Source organism: Enterococcus sp. AZ197, from assembly GCF_050556405.1.
GTDB lineage: Bacteria > Bacillota > Bacilli > Lactobacillales > Enterococcaceae > Enterococcus > Enterococcus faecalis.
On record NZ_CP187874.1, the window covers coordinates 80096 to 98910 of the forward strand.

Here is an 18815-nt window from a genome sequence, read left to right on the forward strand (position 1 = left end):
GCTTCATGAACGTGAATCTAATGATAATTATACATAAATAAAAAATCAAAAAACGAACAATGTGAGTTATTAATCATTTAAACTTCCTTAAATATCACTAAAAAACGAATAATTTTCTTTAACAAGTATAATTTTTACTCTTAATCTTATCATTAAGCCCATTTACGCTACTTTGAATAATATATCTTATGTTAACTAGAAAACAAAAATACCCATTAATTAAAAATATCTGATTAATGGGTATTTTTGTTTTCTTATTCCTTTCTCCATTTAATATCTTTTAATAATAACACATTATGTGGTAGTTATAAGCTTAACTCACATTAAATTTAGCTTCTATACTTTATGGATCATTTATTCCTATATAAGAAATCATATTTTTTACCAAATGTAAAAACTCCATTACTAATTGTACAAAAGAGCTTAGATTTATCAAATAACAAAAGATTGTTATTACACTTACTTTTGTAACAGCTGTCTCTTTTTCTCCCATAATTGTTCAGCTTTAGTAATTAATTTAATCATTTCTAAAGCATCTTGATTATTCGGCATACTCAAAACTTGTTGCTTAACCTCTTGAATTTTTTTATTTGTAACATCATGCAATAATTCTGTATATTTATCTGAAGTAAATAACTTGTCAATACTATGCCATATTTTACTATATTTTAATTCTATAATTATTCTAGGAGTAAAACTTGTTTGGTTTTTTTCATTATATGGAGGAAAAAGTGGATGCCGCCATCTCGTTTCTCTCTTCTTTATATATGGAGAAATAGCTGGATTTAGGTTTATATTAAATTCAGCACTATCATCATTAGCTTTCATACTTGCTTTTGCATAAAAGTTAGGCTTAAGTATTTGAGGCCCATTAGATGTAAATAATGTACCACCTGAAATAAATAAAATTTCTACAGTAGCTTTTTTATCAATACCATCATAGCTCATATATTTATCTTCACAATCACTATTTTTAGATATCAATTTAGCTTCATAACTTCTTCCCTTTATCAAAGAATCTACCTTTCCTATAATCCTAAATTGAAATGGAGAACTTTTAGCCGAAGATACAGTAAAAGTTGGCTTTGAATCTGCAATTTCTATATATCCGTTTTCTGGGGGAACAACTCTATAAAAACTAGGAAAAGCTAAAAATGGATACAGTACACCAGTTAAAACTCTTGGAAACTCCGAAACATATATTTTTCGTCCCATAAATTCTGATTCTGACCAAATGATTTTTTTTTCTTCACCATTTTGTAATTTTTTTATTTCAAAATCATCGAATGTATCGTATTGAATAACTTTATCATACACATACTCTTGATGGTAATCTGTATTTTCTCTCGGCAATGTTTCTTCTATATAATGAGGGAAAATAGTTGTACCACTTGTTAATATAGTACGTAATTCTATATTTGGCAAATTTTTCTTTTGATATATAACGCACCAAGGATTCCAAACTAACCCTGTAGCTCCAATAATTTTAATATTGATGTTTCTAGCATTAGCTGGAATTAATATTTGTGATAAAAAACCAACCATTTTATTCATGTTGTTTTCAGGCCATTCTATATTCCTTATTATTTCATTACTATTATTACTGGAACTAATTTCATCCCAATCAATATAGTAACGTACTATATATGCTCCTCTATGATTTAGCATAATTTTATTAATGCCGCCTTTATTATTTAGTGAAAAATCATCAATTAAAGTTGATTTTTTTAAGCTACTATCCTCTAAAATATTCTCCTTTGATTCTTCCATCAAATTCTTTTCTTTTCTATCCAACTCTTCTTTTGATACTGATTCTTTTGAATTTGGAGAACTACTATCTTCCAAAATATTCTCCTTTGATTCTTCCATCAAATTCTTTTCTTTTTTATCCAACTCTTCTTTTAATACTGATTCTTTTGAATTTGGAGAACTACTATCTTCCAAAATATTCTCCTTTGATTCTTCCATCAAATTCTTTTCTTTTTTATCCAACTCTTCTTTTGATACTGATTCTTTTAGATTAACATATTCATTTTCTTGATGAAATGATATAGATATATTTGAATCACCATTATTTAATTGTTTATTGAGACTTGGGCTTGCATTTACACAAGTAGGCTTAAATATACTTAAAATAATAAAAAAAATGATTCCACTAAACAACTTCATTATTACATTTTTTTTACTAATTACTTTCTTTTTATACTCCACTTCAATCAATCCTTCCTTTTATTTTTTGTATTTTCATTTTATATTTAATATCAATCAACACGCTTTAACATTAGTTAAATTTCAAATTATTTCTATCACTTAAATAATAGAGTGTGCATGATATAAACATAAAAATAATTTATCTACTCATATAAGTAAATGAACAAACATGAAAGTTATTTGATATTGCTGAAAACCGACAACTTTATTAGTTAAAACGTTATTTTAGCCGTTTCTCACTGTTTGTACAAAAAAAGTCCAATTTATTGCCAGTGATATGTATTGCACCTCATGTTTCTCTAGTGAAAAAATGATTCTCAGTATTATTAATTGCTTTCACGTCGATTGAACCTTCCGAAACCATCAAATCACTTGGATAATCTACTTATTAAAAAGTTAAAGTTTAACTGAAAAATGACTCAAAAAATACTTAAAATTATTACAAGAAAATTTTGATAGTTTAAACTGTCATTGACGTCCTTCGTTTAAAACTTATTTAATCGGAATAGAGCTTATGGACAGACTACTTTTCTATAATAATGAATTAACACAAGTCTACACGTTGTAACAAGAACTTTTTGTATCCTATTCATCAACGAAATCAAACATAATTTAATGTCCTGCTGCTTATCAAACAACCTTAAGAAAATACTAAGAAAAGATCCATCTGGAATATCTAATTGCATATTCTCACTCTACAAAGACAAGTAATGCAAACAAAATAAAAAAATCCAGAGGAAAAAATCCTCTGGATTTGACGAGATTCTGCAATCTATCTTTATCAATATTAAACATTATTTGACAAAGAACCTAAAATTATGACTTTTTGAGTATTTACACTTTTTTATTTTTTTCTAAAATAAAAATAACTACTACCAAAAATTAAACAAATTCCTAATATAATCAGCCAAAAATCTATTTTCTCTCCAGTTTTTAGAAGAATATTTTTTTTGCTTTTTATATTAGATAATTCAGAAGTTATTGATTTATTTAAATGTGTATTTTTGGGGGCTATAGGTGTATGTGTATTTGTAATTGTCACATTTCCTAAATTACTATCCTCTACTTCGCTTGTATAGCCTGGTACATCACTTACTTCTTTCACTGTATACTGGATAGTTTCTCCTTTAGCTTTTTCTGCCAAATCTACCCATGTGTAACTCCATTGATTTCCATCACTTAATTCAATCGCTTCTCCTTCTGCTTTACCATTGGCATATAATTGAACTTTCACACTATTTGGCCGTAATCCATCTTGATTATTACTGTCATTCCAAGCTTTAGTTACGCTCACACTAGTTTTACCCGGCGTATAGCTATTTATAATATCAAAGCCTTTAACCTCAGTACTGTAATCAGCTACTTGATCTTCTGTCACTGTATAGTTAATCAATTGGCCATTCTCATATTTTGGTAAGTTCTCAAATTGATATTTCCAACCATCGCTTTCTCTTACTTCTTTATTCGCAACCATATGGCCGTTGGCCAATAAATTTACCTTAATACTCTCTGGACGTTTACCGTCTTGATCATCATTGTCATTCCATGTTTTCGTTCCACTAACTTGAATAATTTCAGGTGTATGTGTATTTGTAATTGTCACATTTCCTAAATTACTATCCTCTACTTCGCTTGTATAGCCTAGTACATCACTTACTTCTTTCACTGTATACTGGATAGTTTCTCCTTTAGCTTTTTCTGCCAAATCTACCCATGTGTAACTCCATTGATTTCCATCACTTAATTCAATCGCTTCTCCTTCTGCTTTACCATTGGCATATAATTGAACTTTCACACTATTTGGCCGTAATCCATCTTGATTATTACTGTCATTCCAAGCTTTAGTTACGCTCACACTAGTTTTACCCGGCGTATAGCTATTTATAATATCAAAGCCTTTAACCTCAGTACTGTAATCAGCTACTTGATCTTCTGTCACTGTATAGTTAATCAATTGGCCATTCTCATATTTTGGTAAGTTCTCAAATTGATATTTCCAACCATCGCTTTCTCTTACTTCTTTATTCGCAACCATATGGCCGTTGGCCAATAAATTTACCTTAATGCTCTTTGGACGTTTACCGTCTTGATCATCATTGTCATTCCATGTTTTCGTTCCACTAACTTGAATAATTTCAGGTGTATGTGTATTTGTAATTGTCACATTTCCTAAATTACTATCCTCTACTTCGCTTGTATAGCCTAGTACATCACTTACTTCTTTCACTGTATACTGGATAGTTTCTCCTTTAGCTTTTTCTGCCAAATCTACCCATGTGTAACTCCATTGATTTCCATCACTTAATTCAATCGCTTCTCCTTCTGCTTTACCATTGGCATATAATTGAACTTTCACACTATTTGGCCGTAATCCATCTTGATTATTACTGTCATTCCAAGCTTTAGTTACGCTCACACTAGTTTTACCCGGCGTATAGCTATTTATAATATCAAAGCCTTTAACCTCAGTACTGTAATCAGCTACTTGATCTTCTGTTACTGTATAGTTAATCAATTGGCCATTCTCATATTTTGGTAAGTTCTCAAATTGATATTTCCAACCATCGCTTTCTCTTACTTCTTTATTCGCAACCATATGGCCGTTGGCCAATAAATTTACCTTAATACTCTCTGGACGTTTACCGTCTTGATCATCATTGTCATTCCATGTTTTCGTTCCACTAACTTGAATAATTTCAGGTGTATGTGTATTTGTAATTGTCACATTTCCTAAATTACTATCCTCTACTTCGCTTGTATAGCCTAGTACATCACTTACTTCTTTCACTGTATACTGGATAGTTTCTCCTTTAGCTTTTTCTGCCAAATCTACCCATGTGTAACTCCATTGATTTCCATCACTTAATTCAATCGCTTCTCCTTCTGCTTTACCATTGGCATATAATTGAACTTTCACACTATTTGGTCGTAATCCATCTTGATTATTACTGTCATTCCAAGCTTTAGTTACGCTCACACTAGTTTTACCCGGCGTATAGCTATTTATAATATCAAAGCCTTTAACCTCAGTACTGTAATCAGCTACTTGATCTTCTGTCACTGTATAGTTAATCAATTGGCCATTCTCATATTTTGGTAAGTTCTCAAATTGATATTTCCAACCATCGCTTTCTCTTACTTCTTTATTCGCAACCATATGGCCGTTGGCCAATAAATTTACCTTAATGCTCTTTGGACGTTTACCATCTTGATCATCATTGTCATTCCATGTTTTCGTTCCACTAACTTGAATAATTTCAGGTGTATGTGTATTTGTAATTGTCACATTTCCTAAATTACTATCCTCTACTTCGCTTGTATAGCCTAGTACATCACTTACTTCTTTCACTGTATACTGGATAGTTTCTCCTTTAGCTTTTTCTGCCAAATCTACCCATGTGTAACTCCATTGATTTCCATCACTTAATTCAATCGCTTCTCCTTCTGCTTTACCATTGGCATATAATTGAACTTTCACACTATTTGGTCGTAATCCATCTTGATTATTACTGTCATTCCAAGCTTTAGTTACGCTCACACTAGTTTTACCCGGCGTATAGCTATTTATAATATCAAAGCCTTTAACCTCAGTACTGTAATCAGCTACTTGATCTTCTGTCACTGTATAGTTAATCAATTGGCCATTCTCATATTTTGGTAAGTTCTCAAATTGATATTTCCAACCATCGCTTTCTCTTACTTCTTTATTCGCAACCATATGGCCGTTGGCCAATAAATTTACCTTAATGCTCTTTGGACGTTTACCATCTTGATCATCATTGTCATTCCATATTTTCGTTCCCTGAATGTTTACTTTTTCTACACTTTTGTTAGTTACAGTAAGACCTGTTTCAATTTTTGTATAACCTTTTGGAACAAAATCAATACCATTTTCATCGACTTCTTTTACGCTATATTGATACTCATTTCCATAATTATCATATTGCTCTAACCCATTCCAAGTAAATGAAGACTCACCATCTTTTAATTCACCTAATCCTATGCTAGGGACTTCTTCAAGTTGGTTTCCATTATTAGTTAATCGGTACAATTTAAGATAAATTGTTGGTCGTGGTGATTCTCCACCTTCCCAAACTTTATTTGCAGTAACAGAAATTTTCTTTTTCTCGTTGCTAACATTTAAGATGACACCACTTGTATCTTGATCTGTCATAGTAAACTTCAGTTCTTTTACCGTTAGCGGATCAAAATCAATCCAGTCTGGAGCATGAACTTCTTTCACAATATAATCACCAACTACTAACTTCTTAATCCCTGTAACCCCTTGTTCATTTGTTTCAAGAAGTACACTTTCTTGTCCTTGAATTGTTCCTCCATCTGCTCGCTTAAGTTCAAATTGAACATGTGGAATCCCCACCTCTGTCCCATGAACTTTTTTCACAATCTTTAATTCACCTTTAACTGTCCCATTCACTCCACCAGATACATCAATATTTTTTACTGAATAATTAAATTCTTCTCCTTCAACAGCTGGTTGATTATATTCTTTGAACCAAGCTCTGGAATGATTATCAAAAGATGCTTGATTTGGATTCGAAATAATCGTTTTATAATTAATTCTAAAAGAAGTTAGATTTGCGATGTTTTTTGGTAAATTAATTGTAATTCTATTTTCGTCAACAGAATAATTAAAACTTGCTCCAGGATATGCTTGTAAAAAATTTGTAACACCTTCTTCACCTCTAAACACCTTTTCTCCAGCATACTGAGAGTCAGTGACTATTTCAAAACTTGCTGGATCAAGTTTTTGACCTGGCTGTATTTCGTCTAAAATACGTACATCTTGTGAAACATAAGCTTTATTGTCGTTAATACATAAAAACCATCTGACATGATCTGTATCTTGAGGTAACATATCACCAACTTTATAATAAAAATCACTTGGCCCTGTAGAAGATGCTGGTTTAGTTACAGTAATTACTGCTGTTTTATCACCACTACTTACTGTAAGATTCCCCGTATTTTCTTCAGAGGTATTGGTTAAATTGCGCGCTTGAACCTCGAATTGCGCCCAACCTTCTACATCATCTAAATTGCGAATATTATCATTAAAAACTATGATTGCTTCGTCTGTTGTTACATTTAACTTACCTACATTTTTTCCTTGAATCATCAAATCGATACTTTTATTAAATCCAGAACCATAAATGTCACCACCGCTAGGCCAACTAACTTTGATATAATCTCCTGGTTGAATATCAATTGTTTTCTCATTAAATTCAAGATTTACTGTAAATTTTTCGCCATCTCTTACACTAGTTGGCGAGACACTTAAAGAAGTCACATTACTAGTAACATCTCTACCTTCTTCTGCATGTGCCATTGTTTGAAATATTGAACAAAAATTTGAAATCAAAAGAAAAATTATCATTATAATTTTCATTTTTTTCATATAAATTCCTCCATATATATAATTTTTAAGAATATATTATCAAAAAAAATATTTCTTTTCTATAATTTTTTAGTTAATTCATGGATAGTATTATATGTTGCTTATATATCTATGCCCAGATATCAATAGTATCGAATTAACACATGTTAATGATTTCAGAATGACACAGTTAGTATAATAATTTTATCAACGAAAGGGAGGTTTACATATGAATAAACAAAACAAATATAATATTCTAATTTTTTTCTGTACTATCATATTTTTTTATGCGTGTCAATCTACTTCTGTCCATGCTAACCAAGTGCAAATTATAGAATCAGCTGCTCCCGTTAAATATTTGTCAAATTCATCTCAGAAAGTGGCCGATACATCTTTAAATTCAAAAGATTCAGCACCTTTAGAACATAACGGTGCTACCGATGAAAAAACTGTATTACCAGATAAGCAAGCGACCGATACATCTTTAAATTCAAAAGATTCAGCACCTTCAGAACATAACGGTGCTACCGACGAAAAGACCGTATTGCCAGATAAGCAAGTGGCCGATACATCTTTAAATTCAAAAGATTCAGCACCTTCAGAACATAACGGTGCTACCGATGAAAAAACTGTATTACCAGATAAGCAAGCGACCGATACATCTTTAAATTCAAAAGATTTAGCACCTTCAGAACATAACGGTGCTACCGACGAAAAGACCGTATTGCCAGATAAGCAAGTGGCCGATACATCTTTAAATTCAAAAGATTCAGCACCTTCAGAACATAACGGTGCTACCGATGAAAAAACTGTATTACCAGATAAGCAAGCGACCGATACATCTTTAAATTCAAAAGATTTAGCACCTTCAGAACATAACGGTGCTACCGACGAAAAGACTGTATTGCCAAATCAAATAGAAAAGTCTTCTGAAGAACCTATAATTACATTAATTAAGAAATATTTTGATTCTTCGAATGCAACAGATATATTTTCTATATTTCATTTGACAAAAAAAAGCATTACAGATAAGTTAATAAAAAAAATACCCATGTTAATAAACAAAAAAAAGCCTATTCAGCTTCGAATAACCAAAAAATCATTATTTTTTGATAAAGTTTCAGTTAATGTTTATTGGGATAAAATAACTTATGGAGAAAGAAGATTGGGTAAAGGTAATAAGATTGCATTAGATATTTCTTTAGATGATAATCCCCCGTATCATTTTATGATAGAGGAAAAAGTTTTACGACAATTAATAGATGAATCACTTGAGCAAATCAATAATATTACTCAAAAAAATAACATCGAGATATTAAAATATATAGAAAAAATTATAAAAAAAATAAGAAATCAACCTGTTTTAAAAGATGATAATATTACTGTTGGAGAAATTATAGATAATGTCCACACAAACTCATTAAGCGAAAATAATTCGCATTTTAAGATAATAAAAAAAATATCAAAAAAACTTAATGCCCCTAATAATCATGTCCTTAAAGAACACTTAAATGCTGCAAGTAAAGAACTAGCAAATTTAATTACTTTTTTTACAAGTAAAATTAATATAAAAAGAAACTTAGATCAAGTTATTGATTATGATTCCAACCAATCTAGTTTAGGTTTCTTTGAATGGTTTATAAAAAGTGCTTTGATTAAAAAGCTTGGTCAAACGTATAATGAAAAATTATCTCTAGAAAAATTATTACAATCAATAGGTTTTTCGGGAGAAAAATTGATTAAAAAATGTCTAGAATCACCTTTAGTAAATTCGATTTTATCACGCTATCAAACAAAATTATCATTGTTTATCAATGAAAATATTCCTGACAATTGATTATGCTATTTTATGGCTTTATAGTTTCTAATGGTGGCTAAAAAGCCACCATATTTTTTCAAAAATAAAAAAGAGCCGTTAAAAAGGGCACTATGTAGTGCGCCCCCAAAGTTTAGATTTTTTGGTCTAACATTGGGGGCGTATTTAAATTGGCAAAATACGATTATGCATTCAAGAAAAACGTAGTCGTAGCTTATCAAAATGGATCAGGAGGTTATCGAACACTAGCGAATTAATTTAATATTGCTTCACTTTCAACTGTTCGTAAACGGGGTAAAACAGTCGAAAAATTTGGATTTAACGAACTTCATCGAAAAGTAAATTATCAACATTGCTCTTCCAAATCCAAGCGGGATGTCATACACTATTATTAAACGAATGGTGAATCTTATCTGACTGTCGCATTAAAATATGGTCTGTCAAATGACACCTTAGTATTGGCTTTTCATCAGAAATTTCTAGAAATAGGCATAGAAGGGATTTCACCAAAACAGAAAGGAAGATCTTCTATGTCAAAGAAAAAGAAACCCGTTCAGGTGAAAAAAAGCGGGCGGAACTAGCCCTCATAAAAAAGCTCCGCGCTTTAGAAATGAATATCCCGGAACGACTCAAGAACGAAATGCCTGAATCACCCACGAACTCCGAAAAAAATTCCAATCAAAAATTAGAAGTCCTGATTATGAACGTGAGCAAAACGGGAATATTCAAATAAAAAAAACTCTATTTAGATCCTTTTCTTGGTTTATTTAATGGTGAAATCTTGTCTTACCGTATTTCTAAATAGCCGAATGCCAAAGCAATTCTTGAGGAACAAAAAGAAGCCATTGATAAAACGCAAGATTGTCAACATCGCCGCACTTTTCATTCTGACCAAGGTCGGGGGGGGGGACCAAATGAAGCATTACAAAAAGCAATCAACTAGTCACCAGATCTTTCAAGACATGTCTTAAAACAAGAAACCTACCATGGTATTATTTATTCTAATTTTGAAGAACTAGAACAAGCAATTTAGGAATGGATTGATTATTATAATCATCAACGAATAAAGAAAAAAACAGGGTGCAGTCACGTCCAATTAGGTGAACGGTTCATCGCATAAAAATACCGACCAGATTTCTCCAGTCGGTATTCGGTCTAACTTTCGGGTCTCACTACACTCTAATGACCACCTTGCAACCTTTCAGGAAGCAACAAGTAGTACGCCCTTCCAGTATATATTACTAATAATTTTAATAATTTATTTTTTCCCACTTTTGTCTTTCATTAAGAGCAAACCATTCTTCTATCTTTGGTGCATTAATCTTCAAAATATCTAACTTTAATATTTTTATCTTTCCATTTTCTATAACTATAACTTTCTCTTTTTTTAAATTAGATAACATTCTAGAAACAGATGCTACATGTGATATCCCACAAGAATCACCTAAGTCTTGTAAAGTGGCAATTAACTCTATCGTTATCGTTCCATTCATTTGTTTCTCTCCAAATAAATATGTCCAAACTAATAATTGTCCACACAATGCACCACATTTACCATGAACAGAAAAATCACACAATTTCGACCACACAAAAGTTAATTGTTTTTCTAAGCAGTCAATAACATATCTCATTATGTTTGTGGATTTAGCCATAAATGTAGTTAAATTATCAATAGTTAAAAAATATAACTTAGCTGTATCTGAAACAACTTCTAGATTATATTTACACATTGCTTTATCATTAAATATTGATGTTGAAAGAATAAGTATTCTTCCTTGAATATGCTGCAAAGTGAAAGTAAGACCTTCTGCATTACTTATTGTCATTTTTAAAATACCTTCTTCAACAAAAATATTTGAGTAATTATTTTTCCAATTACTTATTATAAATTCTCCTTTTTTATAGACTTTTGAACATAATCCATTTGCTTGAATTTGCTTTAAAAATATATCATCTTTCATTACTGTACACCTTCTCTACTATTAATATTAAGGAATGATCTTATTAACGTAATAAGGTGCTAACGTTGTTCCCCATATTGAAAACTCACGACAATTTACATTTGGCAAGTTTTTTTTATCACATATAGTGTGCCAAGAATCCCAGGCTAGACCCGTAGCTTCAATAATTTTAACATTTATATTTCTAGCATTAGCTGGAATAAATATTTGTGATGAAAAGCCAGCTGTCTTGTTCATATCATTTTCAGGCCAACTTACATTCTTTTTTATCTCATTTCCTTTATCATCGTAACTAATTTCATCCCAATCAATATAATAACGTGCTATATATGCTCCACTATGATTCAAATTTATTTCGCCACTATGATATTCATGAACTATAGTCTCTACGTAATCAGTAGCTTTACTAATTAGCGCTTGCTCATTGTCCTTTATAAACATTGTATTAAAAGATATTGGTACTGCTGGACTATTTCTATCAAAATTTTTCCCCTCATCAATCAGTTCATGAATACTACTCAACGTACCATTAATAACTTTAACACCTGATTTTGAGCCTCCACCATAAACTATTGCGTTAAATGTAGATTCCTGAATTAAGCTACTTAACTCAGCATCTGAAGAAACATCTTTACCGTTAATAGCTGCATCTACCGCTAGTTTAAATTTATTGCTAGTGTTACTTGTTTCAATTGCAGCATATACCGTTCTTCCGTACGATACACTTGAAACAAATACTGGAGGCGCATCATTGTTTACACCTTGTCTTTGTAGTTCATACGGAGTTACTTTTTCCGAAAAATATTCTGACGGTTTAGCTTTAGCTTCTGTGCTTACAGTATAATAAATTTGTTTAAATTTCAGGAAAATACATTGCTTTTCTCCCTTATTGATTGACGAAAAATCAACATTAAGTTTTTGTGCAACTGTTTCAATTCCTAAACCTAATTGTGTTTCTAATTGTGACATACTATATGTTTGTGCTTGCTCACATTCTACTTTTGCTGGTACTTGTTCATATTGAGGGTACTTTTTAATCCATATATCAATCATATCATTGATAGCACTTTTAATGTTTCCACCGTCGGGATGTTCGACAAATCTCTGATTATCGGTACCAGTTAGTCCTGGCAAATCAATTGTAAGAGTCAATCCTTTTTTTTCAGCTGAAATTGGCGTAGGTCTACCCTCTGTCAAGCCTCGATTCGCTAAATATATAGCTCCTGGATAAAGATTTCCTTCTCCTGCAGATAAATAGGATATATCCGAAGAACCATTACTTAAGCTTTTCTTTTTCTTTTCTACTACATAAAATACTCCATTTCTCCAATCTGATTCAGTACTAGGTAAATTACTTATGCTGTCTCCTTGAAATCTTAATATCTTTAACGGATCATAACTAAGCGAGTAAATAAAATCATTAATAGCACTATTTTCTATGTTACTTCCAAAAGCTTTTATTGACTTTACTGAAAAGAAAATTAGAAAAATTACTCCTATTAACAAACAAGTTGAAAATTTTTTATTCATTTTTCATCAACCCTTTCTATTTACTCTATATATATTTTATAAGCAATAGTAAAAAAAAGCATTGACATATGTTAAAATGTACCTCGTTAGTTAAATATATTTTTTCTATTTTCTTTTTCATTAACTACCTCCTTTCATCTATCTATTATAAAAAAATTAGAAGAACTTTGTAAATATTAATTTTTTGTATTGAAATTTTTCAATTAATTTATTTCATGTCCTCCAAACCATCTATTTAGTGCATCTTGTAATGCCTCTTGTAATGATTGTCTTTCTCTAGCAAACTTTTCAAGCCATTGAGATAAATCAATAAATTGGTTTTTAAGTTGTTCTCTATATTCTCCCACTTCAATTTTCTCGCTTATTATTATTTTCTTCATCTTTTCCAAGCTTTTTTTAAATTCTTCATCTACATTTAAAGTTACTAAAACTTTTTCGCATATTGAAACTAAAGAATTTATCGCTATATCCTCAACTATATAAAATGACTCTGTATAAAGTTCTTGATTAACCTCATTCAAGTCCAATTTGCATTCTTGAATTGCTTTTTCTAAATCTAAATCTAAATCTTCTAATATTTTTTTTACTTCCATAATATTTTCTTCAGGCTGTAGAAGTAACTGCTTGTGTGTAAAAATTTCGGATAGCCTTTTTAAATTTTCTTCAGAATACGGTAATGTTGATACTACAGTATTCAAAATCCCCCTGGCCCGTTCCAGAGTAGGCAAATAGTTCAAAAGAATCATATTATTTTCTTCATTGTCAGATTTCATGTTACTTAGTGATTTTTGTATTACTGGTATATTACTATATATTTGTTTTGTTGATATTTGTTCAATTTTCTTTCTTTCTAACTGTTCTAACATCTCAAATAATTGGTTCAAACTTTTTATATTGTATGGAAAATACATATCACAGGCTATGCCATTTATCCGTTCAAGCATTTTTAGTTCTTGAAGAATACACTGATTTGTATCTTTTTTATCTTGTATATTATCAGTTGTTGCAGACTCAAGATCTTCAATAAACTGTATATTATTAACTACTTGCTGTATTAACAATTCATTGAACTGTGTAGGTTGATACGCCTCTATTTCCTGGCTACCAGAATCCTCTCCAAGCTGTGTAGGTTGATACGCCTCTATTTCCTGGTTATCAAAATCCTCTCCAAGCTGTGTAGGTTGATACGCCTCTATTTCCTGGCTACCAGAATCCTCTCCAAGCTGTGTAGGTTGATACGCCTCTATTTCCTGGCTACCAGAATCCTCTCCAAGCTGTGTAGGTTGATACACCTCTATTTCCTGGCTACCAGAATCCTCTCCAAGCTGTGTAGGTTGATACGCCTCTATTTCCTGGCTACCAGAATCCTCTCCAAGCTGTGTAGGTTGATACACCTCTATTTCCTGGCTACCAGAATCCTCTCCAAGCTGTGTAGGTTGATACGCCTCTATTTCCTGGCTACCAGAATCCTCTCCAAGCTGTGTAGGTTGATACGCCTCTATTTCCTGGCTACCAGAATCCTCTCCAAGCTGTGTAGGTTGATACGCCTCTATTTCCTGGCTACCAGAATCCTCTCCAAGCTGTGTAGGTTGATACGCCTCTATTTCCTGGCTACCAGAATCCTCTCCAAGCTGTGTAGGTTGATACGCCTCTATTTCCTGGCTACCAGAATCCTCTCCAAGCTGTGTAGGTTGATACGCCTCTATTTCCTGGCTACCAGAATCCTCTCCAAGCTGTGTAGGTTGATACGCCTCTATTTCCTGGCTACCAGAATCCTCTCCAAGCTGTGTAGGTTGATACGCCTCTATTTCCTGGCTACCAGAATCCTCTCCAAGCTGTGTAGGTTGATACACCTCTATTTCCTGGCTACCAGAATCCTCTCCAAGCTGTGTAGGTTGATACGCCTCTATTTCCTGGCTACCAGAATCCTCTCCAAGCTGTGTAGGTTGATACGCCTCTATTTCCTGGCTACCAGAATCCTCTCCAAGCTGTGTAGGTTGATACACCTCTATTTCCTGGCTACCAGAATCCTCTCCAAGCTGTGTAGGTTGATACACCTCTATTTCCTGGCTACCAGAATCCTCTCCAAGCTGTGTAGGTTGATACGCCTCTATTTCCTGGCTACCAGAATCCTCTCCAAGCTGTGTAGGTTGATACGCCTCTATTTCCTGGCTACCAGAATCCTCTCCAAGCTGTGTAGGTTGATACACCTCTATTTCCTGGCTACCAGAATCCTCTCCAAGCTGTGTAGGTTGATACGCCTCTATTTCCTGGTTATCAAAATCCTCTCCAAGCTGTGTAGGTTGATACGCCTCTATTTCCTGGCTACCAGAATCCTCTCCAAGCTGTGTAGGTTGATACGCCTCTATTTCCTGGCTACCAGAATCCTCTCCAAGCTGTGTAGGTTGATACGCCTCTATTTCCTGGTTATCAAAATCCTCTCCAAGCTGTGTAGAGTGAGGAAAAAAAGTATCTCCAACTTGACTACTTGCAATACCTACACAAGTCACAGCTGTTGCTAATCCTAACATTCTTTTCTTTTTTGTTACCTCTTTTTTTTTGTTCAAAATAGATTTGTTCATTTTCAACTTCCTCCCCTATATTTACTAAATAAAATTTACAAAAAAATATTTTAACTAAAAATGGATCAACAACTCATTAACATATGTTAATGAGTTGTTGATCCATGAAATAGTAAAATTATTCTAAATTTATAATTTAAGAATGGAGGTAATTATTTGTCACTTTATGGTTATTCAAGGGTTAATAATAAAAAATATGTTAAAAAATTAAAAAATATTGGAGTAAAAAAGATTTTCATTGAAAAATCTATAGATTCTGAAAACGAACTAAAAAAACTACTTTCCTTAGTACAACCCAAAGATGAAATTTTAGTACCTAAAATTAATTTATTTACAAAAAATATAGTTGATTTAAGTTCTATAGTATCCACTTTAAATGTTTCTGGAATCTCTGTAACTTTTATAGACGATAATCTTACTTTTAAATGTACACCTAATAATAAATAGATTTTAAGAATGAAAGAGATGACTTTTTGAAAAAAATAATTTTATTTATTAAGCATTACAATAGGAATGGGGTATGAACTTTCCACTCTAGGTACAGAAATTAGTAATTCAAACTATTTAAAAATATTGCTTGGGATATATATTATTCCTAGTATTTTATTATTAAAAATGCTTAGTACAACATTAAAAATACGAGCTTACTTCATATCTATAGGAATTTTTAGCGGTTTATTCTCATCTGGTTGGATAAGCGGAGAGTGTAATTTTAATTTAGAAAACCGTTTGTTAAATTTCTTTGATTCGTCAGAGATAATTGATAAATGGTCAGCAGCTGTAACAGCTCCTTTTGTTGAAGAAGGTTTCAAAGTTATTTGTGTTCTAATGATTGTTTCGCTGTTTCAAATAACCGATATTAAACCAATTTTTCTTATAGGGATTTCTGTAGGCTTGGGCTTCCAAATTGTAGAAGATATTTCTTATATTATTGGAGAAACAAATTCTTCTCAATTATTTTTCGAACAAGTTTTTGCTAGAATTTCAAATGCAATTTCTTCTCACTGGGCATACACAAGTATTTTTTCAACGGGTATAGCTTCTATTTTGAAAAAAATTCAAATTTTTTCAAAGAAAGATATTTATTCATTTGTGGTAGCTCCTATTATTTTGCATTTTTTATGGAATTCACCAATGAATGAGTTCAGTTTCAAAGGTATTAAATTATTACCTCCTATCCTATCCATTGTAACTCTTCTATTTGTTTTAAAAATAACTTTAAAATTACTAAAGACTTAACCGTAAGCTGAAATAATTTTCCTGGATATGGAATACGTAGATACAATTTCTAAAAAAGTAAACGAGATAAAGAGATATGTAGAAAATGAAAAAAATTCTTTAAGATACTGCCAGAATTCTAACAGTCGTTGAGTTTTGTTATATTAACTTACAAAAATGTTAGAAAAAATTATTTTTTTATTATAAAAAAAATAATTGATAAGTTATACTACTGATAATAAGTAAAAAGGAGTTTAATACTATGCAATACAAGACAATCGGAAAAACTTTTCCATTGGTAGAAGTGGCCTTACACATAGGTGAAAGTATTCTATTAGAAAGTGGGGCACTAGTCTATCACAATAGTGAAATTAATTTAGAAGGAAAAATGAATAGTAATGGAAGATCTGGATTTGGTGGAGTCCTTAGTGCTATCGGTCGTTCAGTGTCTAGTGGTGAAAATTTTTTTATTACAAAAGCATCTGGTCTAACAAATACAGCAAGAATTGCTTTGGCACCAGCTACATTAGGAACCATCAAAGAACTTAAGGTAGACAGTGAGCATTGGCGATTAAATACGGGAACATTTTTAGCTTGTGATGCAAGTGTTTCTTATAATATGAAACGTCAAAAGCTAAGTGGAGCCATTTTTGGGGGGACTGGAGGATTGTTTGTAATGGAGACAACTGGTTCTGGATCATTATTGATCAATAGCTATGGAGATATCACGGAAATCCACTTAGATGGAACTACACCATTTGTTGTAGATAATCACCACGTTGTTGCATGGTCAGAATCGTTAGATTACAATATCAAAATTGCTTCTGGAAAATTTGGTTTTACAACAGGTGAAGGTTTGGTTAATGAATTTACTGGAATAGGTACAATTATTATTCAAACAAGAAGCATTAAAAAAGAAGCTAACAGTGATGGGATAGTAGAGTCAATATTGTAGTATGGCTTAAACTTATATGCGTTAACAATTATTTATCCGAAAGAAAAATACTAACAAAAATGATTTCTTTGACAATAAAATTTAGCTAAGAAGAAAATAACTACTTACTTTTAGGAGGAAACTATGAATAAAAGAAGATGGACAGCTATTGGTATCGCAGCAGCATTGTTTATTATATCAATCATTATTGCTTTTATACCGGAAAAAGAAACCAAAGAAAATACTTTGACAGGAATTAATAGAATTTTTTATGGATCAAATGAGTTAATAGAAGAGACTTTAGAAGAAGGGAAAGATAATAAAAAAATAGTTAAATTATCAGTTGAAGGAACTATCGCCGACACTGGGGAAAATAATCTATTCAGTAAAAAAACTTACAACCATCAAAATTTTTTATCCCAAATAAAAAAAATACAAGAAGATAACACCGTTAAAGGTGTTTTACTTGAAGTAAATTCTCCTGGTGGTGGAGTTTATGAAAGTGCAGAAATCGCCAAGGAATTAGAAAAAATTAAGCAGTTAAAAATTCCAATTTATACAACTTTTAAAGACACTGCTACCAGTGGAGGATACTATATTGCCGCCAATACAGATAAAATCTTTGCAACCGAAGAAACCACGACAGGTTCTATTGGGGTTATTATATCAAAATTAAATTATGCTGGGCTGTTAAAAAAACTAGGTATCACAGACTCAACATATAAAAGTGGAGCTTTAAAAGATATGTTGTCTTCCGAACGAACCCCAACTCCAGAGGAAAAAGAAGTCATACAAAATTTTGTTATGAGCTCTTACAAACGTTTTTTAAATATTGTTGCAAAAGGCCGTCACATGAACATTGACGATGTGAAAAAAATTGCAGACGGTCGTATCTATGATGGAACTCAGGCCCTAGAAAATGGTTTGATTGATAAAATAGGATTCCCTGAAGACGCTTTGAAGGACTTAAAAAAAGAGAAAAAATTAGAAGATGCCAAAGTTATTGCATATAAAAATAGTACTACTGATTTTGCTTCTTCTTTGCTTGGAGTGAAACTAGCAGAGTGGCAAGGACTTAAAGCAAACACTTCTGCTCAGTTATTTTCAATATTGGAAAAACTAGGAACCTCTGAGGCTCCTAAACTAATGTATTATTACGGAGGTAGTTAGT

Annotated in this window: 10 protein-coding genes; 5 read left to right on the top strand and 5 right to left on the bottom strand. The window is 31.9% G+C overall.

Features of this window, described 5'->3' with window-relative positions; all coding sequences use genetic code 11:
• Positions 1-459 precede the first annotated feature (459 nt).
• Positions 460-2211 carry a thiol-activated cytolysin C-terminal domain-containing protein gene (locus IGK82_RS13720; protein ID WP_430605183.1) on the bottom strand — a complete coding sequence of 584 codons (1752 nt, stop codon included), beginning with the start codon at positions 2209-2211 and terminating at the stop codon, positions 460-462.
• Positions 2212-3055: 844 nt separating this feature from the next.
• Positions 3056-7624 (bottom strand): Cna B-type domain-containing protein, encoded by a 4569-nt coding sequence (locus IGK82_RS13725; RefSeq protein WP_430605184.1) that lies wholly within the window; start codon positions 7622-7624, stop codon positions 3056-3058.
• Positions 7625-7832: 208 nt separating this feature from the next.
• Between IGK82_RS13725 and IGK82_RS13730 the strand changes: the two genes are divergently transcribed.
• Complete coding sequence (locus tag IGK82_RS13730; RefSeq protein ID WP_430605185.1) at positions 7833-9440, top strand: hypothetical protein; 1608 nt, start codon at positions 7833-7835, stop codon at positions 9438-9440.
• Between the two features lie 1229 nt (positions 9441-10669).
• On the opposite strand, the gene IGK82_RS13735 is transcribed toward IGK82_RS13730, so the two are convergent.
• The 3 genes from IGK82_RS13735 to IGK82_RS13745 all read right to left on the bottom strand — a co-directional run bounded on the left by IGK82_RS13735 (position 10670) and on the right by IGK82_RS13745 (position 15492).
• A complete protein-coding gene (locus IGK82_RS13735; protein WP_016622422.1) occupies positions 10670-11380 on the bottom strand; it encodes a Crp/Fnr family transcriptional regulator in 711 nt (236 codons plus the stop codon).
• A gap of 27 nt (positions 11381-11407) precedes the next feature.
• Positions 11408-12910 carry a thiol-activated cytolysin family protein gene (locus IGK82_RS13740; protein ID WP_016622421.1) on the bottom strand — a complete coding sequence of 501 codons (1503 nt, stop codon included), beginning with the start codon at positions 12908-12910 and terminating at the stop codon, positions 11408-11410.
• A gap of 203 nt (positions 12911-13113) precedes the next feature.
• Entirely contained in the window at positions 13114-15492 is a 2379-nt protein-coding gene (locus tag IGK82_RS13745; protein ID WP_430605186.1) for a hypothetical protein, read from the bottom strand.
• Positions 15493-15648: 156 nt separating this feature from the next.
• Between IGK82_RS13745 and IGK82_RS13750 the strand changes: the two genes are divergently transcribed.
• From IGK82_RS13750 to sppA, 4 genes are all read left to right on the top strand, one after another.
• The gene (locus IGK82_RS13750) at positions 15649-15939 is read left to right on the top strand and encodes a recombinase family protein (protein WP_016617124.1); all 291 of its coding nucleotides are present in this window, start codon (positions 15649-15651) and stop codon (positions 15937-15939) included.
• 66 nt (positions 15940-16005) lie between these two features.
• On the top strand, positions 16006-16731 hold the full coding sequence (locus IGK82_RS13755; protein WP_430605187.1) for a PrsW family glutamic-type intramembrane protease: 726 nt from the start codon (positions 16006-16008) through the stop codon (positions 16729-16731).
• A gap of 241 nt (positions 16732-16972) precedes the next feature.
• Positions 16973-17665, top strand: coding sequence for a TIGR00266 family protein (locus tag IGK82_RS13760; protein ID WP_016622728.1), 693 nt, complete (start codon positions 16973-16975; stop codon positions 17663-17665).
• Between the two features lie 123 nt (positions 17666-17788).
• Complete coding sequence (sppA, locus tag IGK82_RS13765; protein ID WP_016622729.1) at positions 17789-18814, top strand: signal peptide peptidase SppA; 1026 nt, start codon at positions 17789-17791, stop codon at positions 18812-18814.
• Position 18815: the final 1 nt, after the last annotated feature.

Bases quoted from the DNA above. Each gene is read 5' to 3' on its own strand.
- IGK82_RS13725 (WP_430605184.1), bottom strand. From the start codon at position 7,624: ATGAAAAAAATGAAAATTATAATGATAATTTTTCTTTTGATTTCAAAT.
- IGK82_RS13730 (WP_430605185.1), top strand. From the start codon at position 7,833: ATGAATAAACAAAACAAATATAATATTCTAATTTTTTTCTGTACTATC.
- IGK82_RS13735 (WP_016622422.1), bottom strand. From the start codon at position 11,380: ATGAAAGATGATATATTTTTAAAGCAAATTCAAGCAAATGGATTATGT.
- IGK82_RS13740 (WP_016622421.1), bottom strand. From the start codon at position 12,910: ATGAATAAAAAATTTTCAACTTGTTTGTTAATAGGAGTAATTTTTCTA.
- IGK82_RS13745 (WP_430605186.1), bottom strand. From the start codon at position 15,492: ATGAACAAATCTATTTTGAACAAAAAAAAAGAGGTAACAAAAAAGAAA.
- IGK82_RS13755 (WP_430605187.1), top strand. From the start codon at position 16,006: ATGGGGTATGAACTTTCCACTCTAGGTACAGAAATTAGTAATTCAAAC.
- IGK82_RS13760 (WP_016622728.1), top strand. From the start codon at position 16,973: ATGCAATACAAGACAATCGGAAAAACTTTTCCATTGGTAGAAGTGGCC.
- sppA (WP_016622729.1), top strand. From the start codon at position 17,789: ATGAATAAAAGAAGATGGACAGCTATTGGTATCGCAGCAGCATTGTTT.